This window comes from Pseudomonas sp. 13B_2.1_Bac1 (genome assembly GCF_025466155.1).
Lineage (GTDB): Bacteria > Pseudomonadota > Gammaproteobacteria > Pseudomonadales > Pseudomonadaceae > Aquipseudomonas > Aquipseudomonas aylmerensis.
Genome location: NZ_JANLOH010000089.1, coordinates 289433 through 307504, shown reverse-complemented (window position 1 = coordinate 307504; position 18072 = coordinate 289433). Strand labels below are relative to the sequence as shown.

The following is an 18072-nucleotide window of genomic DNA, read 5'->3' as shown; positions in this document are numbered from 1 at the left end:
TCATCCTGGCCCCATCAAGGAGGCTTTTTGTTATTGCTTTGAGGACGTGGTCGAGGAGCAATACCGCCGACGGATCGATGATATATCATATTTAATTTTTTACTGCCAACCGCTTTTTCGAATGAAAAACCGCCGTGAAAGACAGGGATTGACGCTTGGGGGGATCGAAGATATATGATGCATGAAAACAAGAACAACGTTATTCGGAGACGACATGCACGATTACATTGTCATTGGCGGCGGGTCTGCGGGTTGTGCGCTGACGGGTCGTTTGATCGAGGCCGGGGCCTCGGTCCTGCTGATTGAAGCAGGCCCCCGGGACACCCATCCGCTGATTCATATTCCTGCCGGTTTTACCCGATTGCTCTCCAGCCCCCTGCTGTCTCGCCATGAGACACAGGCGCAGACGGCCATGGACGGACGCAAACGCATTCTTCCCCAAGGCCGCGTACTGGGCGGCGGCAGTTCGGTGAATGCGTTGATCTACATTCGCGGCCAGCACGAGGACTACGACGATTGGGCTGCCACTGGCTGCAACGGCTGGTCGTTTCGCGAAGTGCTGCCCTACTTCAAGCGCGCTGAAGACAATGAGCGCTTCGATAACGGCTTTCATGCCACAGGCGGTCCGCTGGGGGTTTCGGACCTCAAGCAGGTGTGTGAATTGTCCCGCGGCTTCGTGCGTGCCGCGCAGCAGGCGGGCATCCCGTTTACCGCCGACTTCAACGGTGAACGCCAGAATGGCGTCGGCTTCAACCAGATCACCGCACGTAACAATCGCCGTTGCAGTGCCGCCGTGGCGTACCTGCGCACCGCCGAAAAATCCGAGCGCCTGACAGTTATCACCGACGCCACCGTGCAGCGTGTGGTGCTCGAAGGCAATCAAGCGGTCGGTGTCGAGTACCGTCACAAGGGCCAGGTTGTGCAGGCTCGCTGCAGCAAGGAAGTGGTACTCAGCGCGGGCGCGATCCAGTCGCCCAAGTTGCTGATGCTGTCCGGTATCGGCCCGGCCGCCGAGCTTGAGCGTCATGGTATTGCCGTGCAGCACACGTTGCCCGGCGTCGGCCAGAACCTGCAGGACCACGCCGAAGTCGGTAGCATCGCCTATTGTCACGGCAAATACGGTTACTACGGCCAGGACAACGCTTTCAACACCGTGAAAAACGGCCTGCAATACCTGATGTTCGGCAGTGGGCCAGTGAGTTCGAACGTCACCGAAGCCTGTGCATTCATCAACACCGACAACCCGCAGGAACGGCCGAACGCGCAGATGCATTTTGTGCCCATCGTGTTTTTCGACCTCGACCAGGAGGCGATCAAGAAACCCGGTGCGACCATCAATACCTGCGTATTGCGACCGATGAGCCGAGGCGAAATCCGCCTCGCCGACAAGCACGCCGACACCCCACCACTGATCGACCCCCGCTACTTTGCACACCCGGAGGACCGCCGTGTCGCCATCAAGGGGCTGAACCTGTCGCGGGAAATCCTCGCGCAACCGGCGATGCGCGCCTACACCGACGAAGAGGTATTCCCCGGCTTGAGTGTGCGCAGCGATGAGGCCCTGCTGAGCTACATCAACCAGCGCGCGAAAACCGTCTACCACCCGGTCGGCACCTGCAAGATGGGCACTGACGCCATGGCCGTGGTCGACCCGGAATTGCGCGTGCACGGCCTGCGCAACCTACGGGTAGTGGACGCCTCGATCATGCCCAACCTGATCTCCGGCAACACCAACGCACCGTCCATCATGATCGGCGAAAAAGCCGCCGACCTGATCCTCGGGCGCAGCGCATTGCCTGCGGCCCACGTCTAGAACACAGGAATCCAGCCATGCCTATCAGCGGTAAAACGCGCGTCGTCGTGCACTTGACCTACCCCGCCAAACACCTGCGGACACCCGAATTCTTCAACCCGTTGCTGGAACGCCTTGGCTACGACGGCGTGCTGGTGCCATGGGAAGTCGCACCGGCAAACCTGGCCACTGCCTGGCAAGGTTTGCGCGGCATTGAAAACCTCGCGGGGGTGATCGTCACCGTGCCGCACAAGCTGGAGGTGGCAACCTTGTGCGATGAACTCAAAGGCACTGCCCTGCTGCTGAAAGTGTGCAACGTCGCCAAGCGCCTGGCGGACGGACGCTTCACCGGGCGTATGTTCGATGGCGACGGCTTTGTCGCCGGCCTGAAAAAACAGGGCCATGACCTGGGCCGCAAACGCGTGCTGCTGTTGGGCGCCGGCGGCGCGGCCACCGGCATTGCCCACGCGTTGCTGGCCGAAGATATCCAGGAACTGGTGATCAGCAATCGCACACCGGCCAAAGCCGAGGCGCTGGCACTGGAATTGCGCCTGATGTTCCCCGGCAAAAGGGTCAATGCCGGCCCTGCGGATGCCAGCGGCTTTGACGTGGTGATCAATGGCACCGCCTTGGGCCTCAATGCTCGCGATCCACTGCCGCTGCCCGTCGAGACCCTCGCCGCCGGCACGATTGTCGGTGAGGTGGTGATGAACCCAGACATCACGCCCCTGCTCAGCGCAGCGGCCGAGCGTGGCTGCATCATCCATAAAGGCGCGCACATGATCACCGGCCAGGTGGACCTGCTCGCCGAGTTCCTGTTTTCCCAAGCGGGCGTTTGAGCGCCCGTTTTTACTCCCCAAGGAAAGACCATGAAAAAGACAGCAATCGTCACCGGCGGTGGTTCGGGTATCGGCCTGGCTACCGCGCAACGCCTGCACGCGGATGGCTATGAAGTGTTCACCGTCGGGCTGGGCGAGCCCGAGCAACACATTCCCGGCATCCACTATCAGGAACTGGACGTGACCGACGACGACGCGGTGAACCGCTTCTTCGCCCCGTTCGAACGCGTGGATGCCATCGTCAATGCCGCCGGGATCATCGACCACAACCGCGAGTGGGAGCTGGAAGGCTTCGGTCGAGTCATGGACGTCAACCTCAACGCCGTCCTGCGCATCACCAATGCCGCCCTGCCCGGCTTGAAAGCCGCACGCGGTGCGGTGGTGAATTTCGCCTCGATGTGGGGGATTTTCGGTTCGGCGAAAACCCCCGCCTATGCCTCGAGCAAAGCCGCGATCTCCGAGCTGACCCGCTGCATGGCGGTGGCCTGGGCGACTGACGGCGTGCGCGCGAATGCGGTGGCGCCCGGCTGGATCCTTACCAATCTATCGCGACGAGCGTTCGAAGACCCGGCCCGTTCGGCGGGAATCATGGCCCGCATCCCGATGAAAAGCTGGGGGGCACCTGAGGACGTGGCGAATGTGATTGCGTTCCTGGTCTCCGACAACGCGCGCTATGTCACCGGGACTACGCTGCCGGTCGATGGCGGGTATTCCGTCGCCTGAGTAGACGCTGGCTATTTGAGTGCTTGACCGTCTAAAAACATGATATATCATGCATCACTATAAGATCGAGACTGCGGCGACTGGCCGTCGAGACTCAAATAACAACGAGCAATACAGTGAGAGGTGCTGAATGAATCTGGTTTTCGGCTCGCCCGGACGGTACGTCCAGGGCACTGAAGTACTTGCCCAGGCGGGTACCTACCTGGCGCACTGCGGGCGCACTGCCGTGGTGGTCATCGACAGCTACGTGCTGGGCCTGATTCGCGAGCGGCTCGATGCCACTTGCGCTGAAGCCGACGTGGCGTTGCACTACCTCACCTTCGACGGCGAAATCACCGCCGACGGGATCGCCGATTTGCGCGCTGCCGCTGCAGGCATTGCGTTCGACCTGATCCTGGCGGTCGGCGGCGGCAAGTGCATCGACGCCGGCAAGGCCCTCGCCCATAGCTCGGGCCGTGCACTGGTGACCATGCCCACCGTGGCCTCCAACGATGCGCCCACGTCGAAAAACTATGTGGTCTATGACGCCCATCACCAACTCAGCGAAGTCGGCCATCTGTTGGTCAGCCCGCGCTACGTGCTGGTGGATACCGGGCTGATCGCCCAGGCACCGCGCGCGTTCCTGCTGGCGGGGATCGCCGATGCGCTGACCAAGAAATTCGAAGCCGAGCAGTGCTTCAACGCTGGCGGCGTCAACATGTTCGGTGCACGCCCGGCGCTGTCCGGGTTGGTACTGGCGCAGGAGTGCTACCGCGTTATCCGTCAATACGCCGAACCGGCGCTGGCCCAGGCTGGCAGCGGTGAGGTGACGGTGGCCTTCGATCATCTGATCGAGGCCGTGCTGCTCATGAGCGGCCTGGGCTTTGAGAGCGGCGGCCTGTCCATCGCCCATGCGATGACGCGCGGCCTGTCGAAAATCCCCGGCGCACAACAGCAGGTGCACGGCTGGCAAGTCGCGTATGGCTTGCTGGTCCAGCTGATACTCGAAGACCGTGACGCTGAACTGCTGGGCGACATGCTGGGCTTCTATCAACGCATCGGCTTGCCCCGCAATTTGTCCGAACTGAGCGTGCCTGTTATCGACCGCGCGGTGCTGATGCAGGTCGCGGAGCCCACCTTGAAAGCGCCTCACGCCCGCAACTTTGCCACGGCCTCGGGCAACCCGCTGACGTGTGAAGACCTGATCGCGGCCATGCTCGCGCTCGAAGGATTGACCCACTGAGCCATCCACAACTGAACCCACACCCCACCCGTTGAAGTTCAAGCCCCGCGCCTGAAAGTCGACTTCAACACATTCATGCCTGTGATTGGAGGTAGAGATGTCTGCACCCCGAAAAACGCTCGAACAGTGGCGCGCCAGCGATTTTGTCCCCGATGCCGTGACCGTTGCACGGCTCAAGGACCGGGCGAAATTCGTTCGCCTGGAAACCATCCGCCTGATCGAAATCGCCAAGACCGGCCACTATACCTCGGTGTTCTCCGCCGCCGAGTTGTTTGCCGCGCTGTACTACGACGTGATGACGATTCGCCCCGAAGAACCGAAGTGGCCGGGCCGCGACCGCTTCCTGATGGGCAAGGGCCACGCTGCCGTGGGCCAGTTCCCGATCCTGGCGGACCTGGGCGTATTCCCCAAGGAGTGGCTCGATGAATACACCCGCCTGGGCAGCCCTCTGGGCGATCACCCTGACATGCGCAAAGTACCCGGTATCGACTTCTCTTCCGGCTCCATCGGCCACGCCCTTTCCGGCGGCCTGGGCATGTGCCTGGCCCAACGTTTCACCGGCGAAACCTATGACGTGTTCGTCATGCTCGGCGACGGCGAAATGCAGGAAGGCCAGGTCTGGGAAGCCGCCATGGGCGCCGCCCATCACAAGGCCAAGCACCTGATCGCGATTGTCGACCGCAACGGCTTCCAGCTCGACGGTTCGGTCGACGACGTCATCGGCATCGAACCGCTGGATGAAAAATGGCGCGCGTTCGGCTGGGAAGTGCACGTGATCGACGGGCACAACATCGCCGAAGTCACCGAGACCCTGCGCCGCGTAAAAGCCGATGAGAGCCGCGACAAACCCGTCTGCATCATCGCCAAGACCGTCAAGGGCAAAGGCGTCTCCTACATGGAGACCGAGCCCGGCTGGCACCTCGGTTACCTCGACCCGGAAGACGCCAAACGCGCTATCGCTGAAATTGAAGCCATGGAGATCTGAACATGAACGCCCCTCTTTCCCCCAATTCCTGGCAGTACCGTGGCCTCAACGCGATGAACCCGGGCCTGTCGTTCCTGTCCGACGCGCTGATCGACCTGGCCCGCGAAGGCTATCCGGTGATGGCTGGTTCCGCTGACCTGCAGTACTCCAACGGGCTCAACAAGTTCGCCAGCGAGTACCCCGAGCGCTACATCCAGTTCGGTATTTCCGAACAGAACATGGTCACCGCCGCCGCCGGCCTGGCCACCTGCGGGGTCATGCCGTTCGTGGCAACCTTCGCCTCGTTCCTCGGCCTGCTGTGCTGCGAGCAAATCCGCATGGACGTGGCCTACTCGGCACAGCCGGTGCGCCTGATCGGCCACCACACCGGGATTTCCCTGGGCTTCTATGGCACCTCGCACCATGCCACCGAAGACATCGCCACCATGCGCTCGATTGCCGACCTCGCGGTGGTCTCGCCGGCCGATGGTGCACAACTGGCGGCAGCGATCAAGGCGTCTGCCACCTACGACAAGCCGGTGTATTTCCGTATCGGCCGAGGTCGCGACCCGGTGGTCTACGACGCCGATGTGGTCTTCGAGTTCGGCAAGGCCCATGAGCACATCGAAGGCGAAGAACTCACCATCATCGCCTGCGGCATCACTGTGCACGCCGCCCTCGAAGCAGCCCGCAAGATGAATGCCGAAGGTCGTTCGGTGGGTGTGATCGACATGGCCTCGATCAAGCCGATCGACCGTGACGCGATCCTGCGCGCCGCCGCCCGCAGCAAACGCATGATGACCGTCGAGGAACACAACGTGCTCGGTGGCCTGGGCGCCGCCGTGGCGGAAGTGCTGGCCGACGAAGGTGTCGGCGTGAAGCTCAAGCGCCACGGCATCTACGACGAATACAGCCTGATCGCCCCGCCGACGCACCTGTACCAGCACTACAAACTCGATGCCGCCGGAATCGAGGAAGTCGCCCTGGCCCACCTCGACGCCTGACGCCTGCCCACGGGAGCGAGCGCGCTCGCTCCCACGCGGTACCCCATTTCTCGGAGCCAATAATGAATAACATCACCGAGACCCTGTCCGATCACGCGATCGGGCACGGCAAGACACGCACGTCCCTGCGCAAAAAATCATTGGTCGCCACTGGCGTTGGCAACTTGCTGGAGTGGTTCGACTGGACCATCTATACCGTGGCCTCGGTGTATATCGCCGCCGCCCTCTTCGACAAAAGCAACCCTACTTCCGCCCTGCTCAGTACCCTGGCAGTGTTCGCCGCAGGTTTTGTGCTGCGCCCGATTGGCGGGATCTTCTTCGGCATCCTCGCCGACCGGTTGGGCCGACGCATGGTGCTGCTCAGCACGATGCTGCTGATGGCCGGCGCCAGCCTGTTGATCGCGTTTATTCCCTCCTATGAGTCAATTGGCAGCTGGGCCTCCGGACTACTGTTGCTGGCCCGCTTGATCCAGGGCTTTGCCCACGGCGGCGAGACCACCACGTCGTATGCCTATATCGCCGAAATCGCCCCGCCGAAACGGCGTGGGCTGTGGTCCAGCACGGTGTTTCTCGCCGTAGGGTCCGGCTCGTTGCTCGCGACGTTCTACATGGCACTGCTCACCGGCTTGCTGTCCACCAGCGAAATGCAGGAATGGGGCTGGCGCCTGCCCTTCGCCACCGGTGGCCTGCTGGCGGTGTTTGCCTTGTGGTTGCGACGCAACATGATGGAAAGCGAGCACTCGCCAAGCGTCGGTGCCGAGTCGTCGGCAGCGGCGTGGAGCCGTGGCAAGATCCTCCAGCACGGCGTGCGCCTGTTCCTGTATGAAGCCGGCGCGACATTGACCTACTACACCTGGGTCACCTCGGCGTCGATCTACGCCATCAGCGTCAAGGGCATGGACCCGCGCAGCGCCTTCACCATGAGCTGCATTGCACAGGTGATCTACCTGGTGTTCCTGCCCATTTCCGGGTGGCTGTCGGACCAGTGGGGCCGCAAGATTTCCGCGTTGATTTCGCTGCTGGGGATTGCCGCCACGCTATTCCCGCTGTGGGGCTTGATCTCCAGCGAGCCGTGGACCTTGATGGTGGCGCAAACCGCCGGCCTGTTGTTGGTCGGGTTTATCACCGGCTGCAAGCCGGCATCGATTTCCGAACAGATTCCCACCCGTTATCGCACACGCATGTTCGGGGTATGCATCTCCCTGGGCGTGGCGGTATTCGGCGGCACGGCGTCGTACCTGACCACCTGGCTGTACTCGGAGAATATCGGCTGGATGTTCAATATCTATTTGATCGTGGTCGCGGTCATCGCCAGCGCCGTGGTGTTGATGTGGAAGAACAACCACGGCGTGCCGATCGACAAAATCTGAAGGCGACGGGAGCAGGCAAGCCCTGCTCCCCCGCTGCCGTCAGCCCCCCAGTGCGCTGACCAGCGCAGCCTGGTTCTGCCATTGCGCGGTCTTGACCTGGGCCAGCGCGTTCTGCGCCGCCAACTGCACCCGCTGCGCCTGCAGCACATCCAGAAACGGCGTTTCCCCGGCCTGCCAGGCGCGCTGAATCTGCTCGGCCGCAGAACTTGCCTGGCTCGCCGCACTGGCCAGGAACTGCTGGCGCTCAGCATTGCGCTGCGCCGCCGCCAGGGCCGACTCCACCTCCGACACCGCCGTGAGCACCGTACGCCGGTACGCCAGCAACGCCTGCCGCGCCTCGGCATCGCGCAAGTCGACGACGTTGCGTCGCCGTCCGCCGTCGAGTACCGGCACGCTGGCATTCACGCCGGCCAGCCAGAATGTCGAGTTGGCCAGGCTCGCCGCACTCACGCCGTCGATCAACGAGCCGAGTGCCGCCGACAGGCTCAGGCGCGGCATCAGGTCCGCCTTGGCCACGCCGACGCGCGCATAAGCGCCAATCAGGCGCGCTTCAGCGGCACGTACATCCGGGCGACGACGCAACACGTCGGCCGGTGTGCCCGCGTCGAGCAACGAGACCGTGGCCACCGTAGCCGGGGTCGCCTTGAACTGCTGGTATAGCGTCTCGGCAGGCTCGGCGAGCAACACCGACAGCCGATGCAGCGAGCGCTGCCAGCTGAGTTGCAGCGCCGGTACTTGCGCGGCGGTGGAAGCAGACTGCGAACGGGCGCGCAGCAAGTCGGCTTCCGGGCTGCCCCCGGCGGCGTACAACTGCTCGGTCAGTTGCAGCGTCTCGGCCTGGCTCGCCGCACTCTGCTTGACGATAGCCAGCCGTTCCTCCAGGCCACGCGCCTCGGCGTAGGCCTGTACCACGTCGGTGATCAGTGCAATGCGCACCCCTTGTGCCTGCTCCTCGGTGGCGTGGAAATCGGCGTCGGCCGCCCTCACCCCTTCGCGAATACGGCCAAACAGGTCGATCTCCCAGGCTGCGCCCAGGCCAACCGACCTCGGCTCGGTGATCAGCGGGTCGCTGAACCCCGCCTGGTCGGCCGAGATCCGCTGGCGCGCGGCGCTGGCGTCCAGGTCCACCTGTGGGCTGCCGGATGCGTCAGCGATGTTGCGCAGCGCGCGCCCGGCATCGATGCGGGCCAGGGCCATCTGCAGGTCAAGGTTTTCGGCCAGGGCACGCGCCACCAGGCGGTTGAGCAAGGGGTCCTGATACAGCGTCCACCATTGTGCCGGCACACCCAGTGGCTGCGGGGTTTGTGCGTTGACGAATTGCGCGACCGGCGCCTCAATGCTGGGAGGCTGCACCGGCGAGGCGCAGGCGCTCAGCAGTGCGGCGCCGAGCAGCAAGGCCGGCGTACGTAGAAGGTCATTCATGGGACAGCCCCTGTTGAAGTTGGATCGAGCGTTCGCCACCGGCCAGGCGGCGGATCAAGACATAAAACACCGGCGTGAACAGCAGCCCGAACAACGTCACGCCGATCATGCCAAAGAACACCGCCGCGCCTACGGCCTGGCGCATTTCCGAACCTGCGCCCTCGGACATCACCAACGGCAGCACACCGAGGACAAACGCCAGCGACGTCATCAGGATCGGCCGCAAACGCAGCCGACACGCTTCGACCACGGCGTCGACGATGCCCTGCCCTTCTTTCTCTTGTTGCCGCGCCACTTCGACGATCAGAATCGCGTTCTTCGCCGCCAGCCCGACCAGCACGATAAAACCGATCTGGGTGAGGATATTGATATCCAGGCCCATCAGGCGCACACCCCCGGCCGCGGCCAGCAGGCACATCGGCACAATCAACAGGATCGCCAGCGGCAGGCTCCAGCTGCCGTACTGCGCGGCGAGCACCAGGTACACGAAGACCACGCACAGCGGGAACACCAGCAGCCCCATGTTGCCGGCAGTGGTCTGCTGGTAGCTCAGGTCAGTCCACTGATAGCTGATACCGGCCGGCAGCGTTTCCCGGGCCAGGCGCTCCATGGTCTTGATACCAAATTCAGAACCCAGCCCCGGCAACGTATCGCCATTGATTTCTGCGGTCGGGAACAGGTTGTAGCGCGGGAAGCGCTCCACCCCGAGAGCCTCATGCAGGCGGGTCACGCTGGCAATCGGCACCATCTGGCCGGCGTCGTTGCGCACCTTGACCCGCGCCAGGTCTTCGGGCGTGACGCGGTACGGCAAGTCAGCCTGCGCCGTAACGCGATAGGTACGGCCTACCAGGTTGAAGTCGTTGATGTAGGACGAACCAAAGTAGGTCTCGATTGCCTGGTTGATCTGGCTGCTCGGGACGCCGAGCATTTCCGCGCGTTCACGATCCAGTTCGACGAACACCTGCGGCGTGCGGGCGGAGAACGGTGAATACACGCCGGTCATGCCCTGGGTAGCGTTGGCAGCCGCGATCAGTGCGTCGGTAGCCTTGGCCAAGGCTTCGGTGCCCAGGCCAGCAGTGTCCTGCAAGCGCATCGAGAAACCACCGGTACTGCCCAAACCCTGTACCGGCGGAGGCGTGGCGACAATCACCGTGGCGCCGCTGACAACTTTCAGCCGCTCACGCAGGTCTGCGGCGATCTTGTCCGAGGTCAGCCCGTGCTTCTTGCGCTCGGACCAGGGCTGGAACACCGGGGCCAGGCCGGCGGAGTTGGATGAACTGGTGCCGGTCACCATCGAGAACCCGGAGAACGTCGGCACTCGATCCACCCCAGGCACCTGCAGCGCAATGGCTTCGATCTGCTGGGATATCGCGTTGGTACGTTCCAGCGACGCGCCGTCAGGCAATTGCACGATCACCACCAGGTAACCGCGGTCCTGAATCGGGATGAACCCTTTGGGCGTCGACACCAGCAAGTACGCGGTGGCGGCGATCAGCACCGCATAAATCGCCAGCATCAATGGCGTCCGCCCCACCAGCCCGCGCACACTGCCGGCATAGCTCGCCGAGAGTTTCAGGAAGCCACGGTTGAACCCATTCGCCGCACGCTTGAGCAGGCCGATGTTTGCCTGCTCTGCCTCAGGTGCATGCCGGCGCAGAATCATCGCCGCCAACGCCGGCGACAAGGTCACCGAATTGAACAGCGAGATCGCGGTGGCCACGGCAATGGTGATACCGAACTGGCGGAAGAACTCACCGGAGATGCCAGGAATGAACGCCGTCGGAATAAACACCGCACACAGCACCAGCGTGATGGCGATCAGTGCGCCACCGATTTCCTGCATGGTCACCAGCGTGGCGTCCAGCGGGCTCTTGCCATCGGCGAGGTGCCGCTCGACGTTCTCCACCACCACGATCGCGTTATCCACCACGATGCCGACGGCCAGCACCAGGCCGAACAGGGTCAGGTTGTTGATCGAATAACCGAGCATCGCCATCACGGCGAACGTGCCGACCAGCGACACTGGAATCGCCAGGATCGGAATGATCGACGGCCGCCAGCCCTGCAGAAACACCATGATCACCAGCACTACCAGAATCACGGCTTCGTAGATGGTCTTGCCCAGCTCGCCGATACTGTCGGCGATGAAGGCGGTGGGGTTGTAGCCGATGCTGTATTCGATGCCCTCGGGGAAGTCCTTGCCGATCTTCTGCATGGTTTCCTCGACCACTTTCATCGTCGCCAGGGCATTCGCCCCGGGACGCTGCAGTACTTGCAGACCAATCGCCGGATTGCGCAGGTAGTAGGTGTTGTTGACGTAGGCCAGCCCGGCGATCTCCGTACGCGCCACGTCCTTGAGCCGCACCAGGCGCCCGCTGGCCCCCGACTTGAGCACGATGTTGTCGAAGTCGGCTGGCTCCTTCAGGCGCCCTTCGAAGATCAGGTTCGGCTGGAATGCCTGGGAGGCCACCGGCGGCTGGGCGATCACGCCGCCCGCTACCTGGGTGTTCTGCGCACGCACTGCGGCGATGATGTCGGCCGGGGTCAGGTTGAAGGCCGCCACACGCTCCGGGTCGAGCCAGATGCGCATCGAATATTCGCGTGCCCCCAACGGGTTGATGTCACCAACGCCATCGATGCGCTTGAGCACGTCGGCGACATTGCGGATCGCGAAGTTCGAGACATACAACTGGTCGTAGGTGCCCTTGGGCGACGAGATGAAAATCGTCGACAGCTGCGTCGGCGACGACTTGCGCACCGTCACCCCGCTGCGCTGCACCGGCTCCGGCAAGCGCGGGGTGGCCAGCGCCACACGGTTCTGCACCAGCACCTGGGCCTTGTCCACGTCGGTGCCGCCCTTGAACGTGATGGTCAGGTTCAGGCTGCCGTCGGACGTCGCCTGGCTGTACATGTAGAGCATGTCTTCAACGCCGTTGACCTCCTGCTCGATGGGGATTGCCAGGGTTTCGGCCACGGTCTGCGCCGACGCCCCGGGGTAGGTCGCGGTGACCACTACTGTAGGCGGGGCGATGTCCGGGTATTCGGAGGTCGGCAACACCAGGTAGGCCAGGCCGCCGACAATCAGCAAAACAATCGACAGCACAATGGCCAGTACCGGCTGTTCGATAGAGGTACGTCCCAGGTTCATCGCTGTGCCTCCAGCGGCGCGCTGGCGGTTGCGGTATCACCGGCGCGCACGCGCTGCAGGCCGTCGACAATCACGCGGTCCTGTTCCTGCAGGCCGGCGGCGATTTCGCGCAGGCCGTCATGCAATTTGCCCAGGGTCACCGGACGAATCTCGACCTTGTCCTGCGGGTTGAGCACGTACACCACTTTGCGCGTCGCATCGACACTGATCGCAGTGTCCGGCAGCAGCAACGCCGGGTATGCCGCCTGGCTGGAGAATTGCACCCGGCCAAATTGCCCCGGGCTCAGCTGCAGGTCCTTGTTACTCACGCGAGCACGCTGGCGCAGGGTGCCGGTGGAGGGGTCGAGCCGGTTATCGATAAAGTCCATGCGCCCGCTCATGCTCGGCTCGCTTTCGCCGGGCAAGGCGATCCGCACCTGGCTCTGGTTGCCGCCGGTATGCGCCTGGCGCCGGTACTTGAGGTAGCTCTGCTCATCGATATCGAAGTAGATATCGATCGGGTCAATCGACACGATGGTGGTCAACAACGTCGCGCTGCTGTTGCCGCCGTTGACCAGGTTGCCCTCGCTGATCAGCTTGCGGCTGATGCGCCCACTCATGGGCGCAGTAATGCGGGTGAACTCCAGGTCCAGCCTGGCATTGCTCAACGCCCCCTCGGCACTCAACACTTCGGCCTGCGCCGCCTGACGCGCCTGCAAGCGCTGGTCGTACAGGCTGCGCGCGATCGTCCTGGACTCGATCAGCACCTTGGCGCGGGCAAACTCCTGCTCGGCCAAGGCCAGTTGCGAACGCACCTGCGCCAACTTGCCCTGGGCCTGGACCACCGCCGCCTGGAACGAACGGGAGTCGATCACGAACAGCAGATCACCTTTCTTGACGATGGCACCGTCCTGGAACGCGACCTTTTCCAGATAGCCACTGACCCGCGAGCGCACTTCCACCGAGTCGGTGGCTTCGAAGCGCCCGGTGAAACTGTCCCAGTCGGTGATCACCGATTTCACCGGTTTGCTCACCGTTACCGTGGGGGCCACCGATGCCGGTTTCGCGTGGTCTGCGCCACAGCCGCTCAACGTCGCGAACACGGCCAGGCTGATGCCTGAAAGTGCCGCACTTTTAACCCAGTTGGGCTTTTTCAGGGACAAACAGCTCCCCTTCCCCTGTCTAGAAGAATGCACGTCAGTTGCTCCGTAATGGAATGTTTTAAGAGAGGATCAAGAACAACAAGTTAACCCGTGACCCACTTTCATTTATTTGAATAGAAAGGAATTTTCCGTGACTCAAGGACTTAGATAAACCACGTTAAAACGAAAACAATATTGACCCCCAGGCAAATAACCGAGGTAAAAAAAGATGGCCTCTCAGCCACCTTTTTAAATAACCGGTATTAAAGCCCGCGCGTCAAAACTCAATCACCTGGCGTACCGCACTGCCGTCGTGCAAACGGTCGAAACCTTCATTGATATCGTCCAGTTTCAGTCGCCCACTTAGCAGTCGATCCACCGGTAGCCGGCCATCGCGGTACAGCGCAATGAAGCGTGGAATATCACGCAGCGGTACACAGGTGCCGATATAGCTGCCCTTGAGCGTGCGTTCCTCACCCACCAACTGCACGACGTTGACCGGCAGCGCCGAGCCCGGTGGCGGCAGGCCGGCGGTCACGGTCATGCCGCCGCGCCGAGTCATTTGCATGGCATTGTCCAGCGCACGGATGGAGCCAGCCATTTCAAACACATAGTCGGTCCCGCCGGCAGTCAACTGGCGGACTTGCTCAACGGCATCCGCGTCGCCGCCATTGACCACGGCGGTCGCACCGACGTCCCTGGCCAGCGCGAGTTTTGCCGGCGACAGGTCGACCGCAATGATCTGGCTCGCCCCCGCCGCTCGCGCCCCCAGCACCGCCGCCAGGCCTACCCCGCCCAGGCCGATCACCACGGCCGTGGCGCCCACGCGCAGCTGCGCGGTATTCACCACCGCGCCGACGCCCGTCAGCACGGCACAGCCGAACAGCGCGGCCTCGACGAAAGGCAAGTCGCGGTCGATCTTGACTACCGAGTTGCGTGACACCACCGCGTATTCGGCAAACGCCGATACCCCCAGGTGATGATGCACCTGCCCGGCCGCACTGCTCAGGCGTACCGCGCCATTGATCAAGGTACCTGCCGCATTCGCCTTGGCGCCTGGCTCGCACAGCGCTGGACGGCCTTCGGCGCAGGGCAGGCAATGGCCGCAACTGGGCATGAAGACCATGACCACATGATCACCCGGCTCGAGGTCGCCGACCCCGTCGCCCAAGGCTTCAACCACCCCGGCCGCCTCATGGCCGAGCGCCATGGGCATCGGTCGCGGGCGATCGCCATTGATCACCGACAGGTCGGAATGGCACAGGCCGGCAGCCCGGATGCGCACCAGCACTTCACCCGGCCCGGGCGGTGCCAGCTCGATGGTCTCGATGCTGATCGGCTTGCTCTGGGCGTAGGGCGGGGCAACCTTCATGTGTCTGAGGACAGCAGTTCTGACTTGCATAGGGTGTCTCCAACGCAGCGGGATCGATAATCAATGGACCCCACTATGCCCCATGCGATCCCTGGCAAAAATGCATCGCCGGGCGCAGCAGTTTGGAATTGAATTCGCAACGCGCCAGGGACGCCAGCTGTGCGTTGAGTTCTCAAATCTTGTGCCCGCACGCAGCGTTCTCCGGCCACGGCTCACTGCTTATGCTGACCCCCACACGATGACAGCACTGAACACAGTGCGCCTGACATGAGGGTTTCATGATGTCCGCAGCAATCCCCCGTAAAAAACTGGTCGAGGCCGCCCCCCATGCCTCGTTCGACCTGAATGCAATCGTCAAGACCTTCCCCGAGAACGCCGACACCCTGTTGGTGGACACCCGCCTGACCGACGAAGATGAAGCCAGTGGCCGTGTGTTCCGGGTGTATCACCCGACGCCGGCGCACTATCACGCCACCTGTGACGAGTACCTGATCATCCTGTCCGGCCGCGCGCGCTTTTTCATGGGTGACCGCGAACCGTTCGAAGTGGGTCCGGGCGAGATGCTGTTCTTCAAGAAGTTCACCATCCACGGCATGCCGGAAATCCTCGAGCATCCGCTGTTCATGGTCTCGGTCGACACGCCGCGACGCGACCCCAGCGACATCATCTTCGTCGACCCGGCCGCCGGCACCGCCGCCTCCTTCGTGCAGGCATTGACATGAGCACCCAGGCCCTGGAAATCGTGGCGACGTTCCCGGTCGAGCGGCCGGGCAACCCTACCGTCATGCCGGATGGGCGCGTGCTGGTGTCCGTCTCGGCGATCATCGCGCCGCCGTTCTCGGTGCGCGCCGTGACCGCCGACGGCGAGCACCCGCCTTACCCGAATGCGCGCTGGGCGGGCAAGCCCGACACGCAGGGCCACGGTATGTCGGCGGTGATCGGCATCCGCACCGATCCACAAGGTATCGTGTGGATTCTGGACATGGGCGGCCCGCAGCAACAGCCACGCCTGATTGCCTGGAACGACCAGGAAAACCGCCTGCAACGCCTGATCGTGTTACCGCAGAATGTGCTGCGCCCCAGCTCCTTCACCCAGGATTTCGTGATCGACTGGCGCCAGCAACGCATCTACATCGCCGACATGACGCTGAACCCGGCGGGCACCAGCGACTACCCGGCGATTATCGTGGTCGACCTGCAAACCGGGTTGTCATGGCGTGCGCTGGAGTGCCATCCAGCCTTGATGCCGGGCGATGAACCGCTGCAAATCGCGGGAAAAACCCTCGCCCTGCGTATCCCGGAAGGCGAAGTGATCCCTTACCGCTACGGCCTGAACCCCATCGCCATCGACCCGCTGGGCCGCTGGGTGTACGTCGGCTCGATGTCGGCGCGCCAGGTCTACCGGATCGCCGCAACAGTACTCGCGCAACCGGCCGATGCTGCACGACTGGACGCCGCCGTGGAGTACTGGTGCGAAAAACCCTGTTGCGACGGCTTTGACGTGGATGCCGAAGGCAACGTCTACGTGACCGACATCGCCAACAACGCCATCGGCCTGGCCTCCCCCGCGGGCTATCGCATCCTCGCCCAGGACGACCGGTTGCTCGGCTGGCCGGATGGCGTCGAACTGGATGCCCAGGGCCGCTGGCTCTACATCACCGCCAATCAACTGCACCGTCACCCCTTGCTCAATGCGGGCGAGGACGACAGTCGGCCCCCCTTCCATGTATTGCGTCTGCGAGTGGACGCGCCCATGAACCCAGAGGTAAAACCATGAGTGAAGTACGTGTCTCGATTGCCATTGCACGCCCGGTCGACGAAGTCTGGTCGGTGCTCGGCGGCTACAATTGGCTGCCGCGCTGGCTGGACGTCATTGCCAGCAGCAACCTGAGTGACGGTGGGCGTCTGCGCCAACTGAAAACCGCCGACGGCGCACTGATTGTCGAGCGCTTGCTGACGTTTGACGAAGACGCCCGGCAGTACAGCTACGCCTTGCTCGAAGGCCCCTCGCCGGTAATCGATTATGTCGGCACGATGGCGGCCAAGGACGATGGCAAAGGCGGCACACTGGCGAGCTGGTCCAGCACCTTTATCGTCCAGGGCGCGGAAGAGGCTGAGGTTGTCGCGCATTTCGAGGCGCTGTATGCCGCCGGGCTGCAAGGCCTCAAGCGCGTGGTCGAAGCCCAGGCTTAACCACGCGTCATAAACGCCTGCAGACGCGGCACCATGAAGTCGAGGAAGGTGCGAATACGCTGGGGCACGTGCTGGCCGCCCTGGTACAACGCGTGCACTTCCTCGCAATCATGCCCGTTGTGCGCCAGCAGCTCGACGAGTCGGCCCGCGGCAATGTCCTCGTCGATATGAAAATCGGCCAGGCGCGCAATGCCCGCACCGGCGATAGCCATGCGCCGAACCGTCTCGCCGTTGTTGGCTTGCAGGTTGCCCTGCACGATGCGATCGACGATGCGGCCACTCTGGTTCATCGGCCAGACCGGGGTGGCACGACGGAAATTGAAGCTCAGGCAGTTGTGCTCGCTGAGGGCTTCGAGGGTTTCAGGCACGCCGTGCTTTTCCAGGTACAGCGGTGAAGCGACGATCTTGCGCCGCGCCACGCCGATGGTCCTGGCACGCAGGGTCGAGTCACTCAAGACGCCAACCCGAAAGGCGACGTCCGTGCGGTCCAGGTACATATCGACGATGTCATCGCACAGCGACAGGTTAATCTGGATATTCGGGTGAGCGTCCCAGAACGCCGGCAGGTTGGGCTCGATCGCCAAGGTGCCGAACGCCACCGAGGCATTGATGCGCACGGTCCCACGGGCTTTCTGCGCGCCCTGGGCCAATACCCGCTCCACATCATCGAGGTCAGCCAGCAAGGCAATGCTGCGCTCGTAGTAGATGCGTCCTTCATCGGTCAGCGACAGCTTGCGAGTGGAGCGCTCCAGCAGGCGCACGCCGAGGCGCAGCTCAAGGCGAACGATCAGTTTGCTCACGGTCGAGGGCGTCATCAGCATCTGGCGCGCGGCCTGGGAAAAACTGCCAGCGTCCACCACGCGCACAAACACCGACATTTCACCCGCTCTGTTATCCACGTT

Annotated in this window: 15 protein-coding genes; 10 read left to right on the top strand and 5 right to left on the bottom strand. The window is 63.0% G+C overall.

The annotated features are described in order from the left end of the window. Positions 1 to 214: 214 nt before the first annotated feature. From NTD80_RS21710 to NTD80_RS21680, 7 genes are all read left to right on the top strand, one after another. Positions 215 to 1813: a GMC family oxidoreductase gene (locus NTD80_RS21710; RefSeq protein WP_262134969.1), complete on the top strand. Its 1599-nt coding sequence runs from the start codon at positions 215 to 217 to the stop codon at positions 1811 to 1813. Between the two features lie 17 nt (positions 1814 to 1830). Continuing rightward, complete coding sequence (locus NTD80_RS21705) at positions 1831 to 2631, top strand: shikimate dehydrogenase family protein (protein WP_262134968.1); 801 nt, start codon at positions 1831 to 1833, stop codon at positions 2629 to 2631. Positions 2632 to 2661: 30 nt separating this feature from the next. Beyond that, entirely contained in the window at positions 2662 to 3354 is a 693-nt protein-coding gene (locus tag NTD80_RS21700) for an SDR family NAD(P)-dependent oxidoreductase (protein WP_065905621.1), read from the top strand. A gap of 130 nt (positions 3355 to 3484) precedes the next feature. Continuing rightward, the gene (locus NTD80_RS21695) at positions 3485 to 4576 is read left to right on the top strand and encodes a glycerol dehydrogenase (protein WP_262134967.1); all 1092 of its coding nucleotides are present in this window, start codon (positions 3485 to 3487) and stop codon (positions 4574 to 4576) included. 97 nt (positions 4577 to 4673) lie between these two features. Then, the gene (locus NTD80_RS21690; protein WP_065905619.1) at positions 4674 to 5561 is read left to right on the top strand and encodes a transketolase; all 888 of its coding nucleotides are present in this window, start codon (positions 4674 to 4676) and stop codon (positions 5559 to 5561) included. Positions 5562 to 5563: 2 nt separating this feature from the next. Beyond that, positions 5564 to 6544: a transketolase family protein gene (locus NTD80_RS21685; RefSeq protein WP_065905618.1), complete on the top strand. Its 981-nt coding sequence runs from the start codon at positions 5564 to 5566 to the stop codon at positions 6542 to 6544. A 62-nt stretch (positions 6545 to 6606) separates the two neighbouring features. After that, entirely contained in the window at positions 6607 to 7914 is a 1308-nt protein-coding gene (locus NTD80_RS21680; RefSeq protein WP_065905617.1) for an MFS transporter, read from the top strand. A gap of 39 nt (positions 7915 to 7953) precedes the next feature. Here NTD80_RS21680 and NTD80_RS21675 read toward each other — a convergent pair whose 3' ends face one another. From NTD80_RS21675 to NTD80_RS21660, 4 genes are all read right to left on the bottom strand, one after another. Then, complete coding sequence (locus NTD80_RS21675; RefSeq protein WP_262134965.1) at positions 7954 to 9336, bottom strand: efflux transporter outer membrane subunit; 1383 nt, start codon at positions 9334 to 9336, stop codon at positions 7954 to 7956. Continuing rightward, positions 9329 to 12484: an efflux RND transporter permease subunit gene (locus NTD80_RS21670; RefSeq protein WP_262134964.1), complete on the bottom strand. Its 3156-nt coding sequence runs from the start codon at positions 12482 to 12484 to the stop codon at positions 9329 to 9331. The genes NTD80_RS21675 and NTD80_RS21670 overlap by 8 nt, the downstream gene beginning before the upstream one ends. Then, positions 12481 to 13626 carry an efflux RND transporter periplasmic adaptor subunit gene (locus NTD80_RS21665; protein WP_065905614.1) on the bottom strand — a complete coding sequence of 382 codons (1146 nt, stop codon included), beginning with the start codon at positions 13624 to 13626 and terminating at the stop codon, positions 12481 to 12483. The genes NTD80_RS21670 and NTD80_RS21665 overlap by 4 nt, the downstream gene beginning before the upstream one ends. Before the next feature lie 256 nt (positions 13627 to 13882). Beyond that, on the bottom strand, positions 13883 to 15007 hold the full coding sequence (locus tag NTD80_RS21660) for a zinc-dependent alcohol dehydrogenase family protein (protein ID WP_262134962.1): 1125 nt from the start codon (positions 15005 to 15007) through the stop codon (positions 13883 to 13885). A 248-nt stretch (positions 15008 to 15255) separates the two neighbouring features. On the opposite strand from NTD80_RS21660, the gene NTD80_RS21655 reads away from it, so the two are divergent. Genes NTD80_RS21655 through NTD80_RS21645 form a run of 3 tightly spaced genes read left to right on the top strand, consistent with a single transcriptional unit; the run spans position 15256 to position 17170 of the window. Further along, positions 15256 to 15699: a cupin domain-containing protein gene (locus NTD80_RS21655; protein WP_226940006.1), complete on the top strand. Its 444-nt coding sequence runs from the start codon at positions 15256 to 15258 to the stop codon at positions 15697 to 15699. Next, positions 15696 to 16754 (top strand): major royal jelly family protein, encoded by a 1059-nt coding sequence (locus NTD80_RS21650; protein ID WP_262134961.1) that lies wholly within the window; start codon positions 15696 to 15698, stop codon positions 16752 to 16754. The genes NTD80_RS21655 and NTD80_RS21650 overlap by 4 nt, the downstream gene beginning before the upstream one ends. Then, positions 16751 to 17170, top strand: a complete 420-nt coding sequence (locus NTD80_RS21645; protein WP_120448126.1) for an SRPBCC family protein — start codon at positions 16751 to 16753, stop codon at positions 17168 to 17170. The genes NTD80_RS21650 and NTD80_RS21645 overlap by 4 nt, the downstream gene beginning before the upstream one ends. On the opposite strand, the gene NTD80_RS21640 is transcribed toward NTD80_RS21645, so the two are convergent. Beyond that, on the bottom strand, positions 17167 to 18069 hold the full coding sequence (locus tag NTD80_RS21640; protein ID WP_201143956.1) for a LysR family transcriptional regulator: 903 nt from the start codon (positions 18067 to 18069) through the stop codon (positions 17167 to 17169). The genes NTD80_RS21645 and NTD80_RS21640 overlap by 4 nt on opposite strands. Positions 18070 to 18072 lie beyond the last annotated feature (3 nt).

What these genes read in the sequence shown, in the direction of transcription:
- NTD80_RS21645 (WP_120448126.1), top strand. Translation starts at nt 16,751, where the DNA reads ATGAGTGAAGTACGTGTCTCGATTGCCATTGCACGCCCGGTCGACGAA.
- NTD80_RS21670 (WP_262134964.1), bottom strand. Translation starts at nt 12,484, where the DNA reads ATGAACCTGGGACGTACCTCTATCGAACAGCCGGTACTGGCCATTGTG.
- NTD80_RS21690 (WP_065905619.1), top strand. Translation starts at nt 4,674, where the DNA reads ATGTCTGCACCCCGAAAAACGCTCGAACAGTGGCGCGCCAGCGATTTT.
- NTD80_RS21660 (WP_262134962.1), bottom strand. Translation starts at nt 15,007, where the DNA reads ATGCAAGTCAGAACTGCTGTCCTCAGACACATGAAGGTTGCCCCGCCC.
- NTD80_RS21655 (WP_226940006.1), top strand. Translation starts at nt 15,256, where the DNA reads ATGATGTCCGCAGCAATCCCCCGTAAAAAACTGGTCGAGGCCGCCCCC.
- NTD80_RS21695 (WP_262134967.1), top strand. Translation starts at nt 3,485, where the DNA reads ATGAATCTGGTTTTCGGCTCGCCCGGACGGTACGTCCAGGGCACTGAA.
- NTD80_RS21685 (WP_065905618.1), top strand. Translation starts at nt 5,564, where the DNA reads ATGAACGCCCCTCTTTCCCCCAATTCCTGGCAGTACCGTGGCCTCAAC.
- NTD80_RS21705 (WP_262134968.1), top strand. Translation starts at nt 1,831, where the DNA reads ATGCCTATCAGCGGTAAAACGCGCGTCGTCGTGCACTTGACCTACCCC.
- NTD80_RS21650 (WP_262134961.1), top strand. Translation starts at nt 15,696, where the DNA reads ATGAGCACCCAGGCCCTGGAAATCGTGGCGACGTTCCCGGTCGAGCGG.
- NTD80_RS21700 (WP_065905621.1), top strand. Translation starts at nt 2,662, where the DNA reads ATGAAAAAGACAGCAATCGTCACCGGCGGTGGTTCGGGTATCGGCCTG.
- NTD80_RS21675 (WP_262134965.1), bottom strand. Translation starts at nt 9,336, where the DNA reads ATGAATGACCTTCTACGTACGCCGGCCTTGCTGCTCGGCGCCGCACTG.
- NTD80_RS21710 (WP_262134969.1), top strand. Translation starts at nt 215, where the DNA reads ATGCACGATTACATTGTCATTGGCGGCGGGTCTGCGGGTTGTGCGCTG.
- NTD80_RS21680 (WP_065905617.1), top strand. Translation starts at nt 6,607, where the DNA reads ATGAATAACATCACCGAGACCCTGTCCGATCACGCGATCGGGCACGGC.